Origin of the sequence: Salmonella sp. SAL4457, assembly GCF_046548235.1 — a bacterium.
Classification (GTDB): Bacteria; Pseudomonadota; Gammaproteobacteria; order Enterobacterales; family Enterobacteriaceae; genus Salmonella; species Salmonella enterica.
Genome location: NZ_JBGDZO010000247.1, coordinates 1 through 313, shown reverse-complemented (window position 1 = coordinate 313; position 313 = coordinate 1). Strand labels below are relative to the sequence as shown.

The 313-nt window shown below is 62.3% G+C and carries 1 protein-coding gene; it reads right to left on the bottom strand.

Annotation, left to right across the window (positions count from 1 at the left end):
• Nucleotides 1-23: 23 nt before the first annotated feature.
• Nucleotides 24-313: LuxR C-terminal-related transcriptional regulator (locus tag ACLJNW_RS24130; protein ID WP_410961209.1), on the bottom strand; the 290-nt coding region annotated here is incomplete at its 5' end.

Genomic DNA, 313 nt, shown 5'->3' with positions numbered 1-313 from the left:
CTCGCGTCGAAAACGGCGCTCATCTAGCTGGCGGCATCGACCATGCCGTGGCGGACGGCGAGCAGCGCCAGTTCCACGTCGCTGGTGATCGAGAGCTTCTCGAAGATGCGGTAGCGATAGGTATTCACGGTCTTCGGCGACAGGCACAGCTTGTCGGAGATGCTCTGCACCTTGTGGCAGTTGGCGATCATCAGGGCGATCTGGATCTCGCGCTCGGACAGCGAATCGAAGGGGGAATCGTGCTGCTGCGGCTGGAAGGACTTCAGCGCCAGTTGCTGGGCGATCTGCGGGCTGATATAGCGCTGGCCGGCGA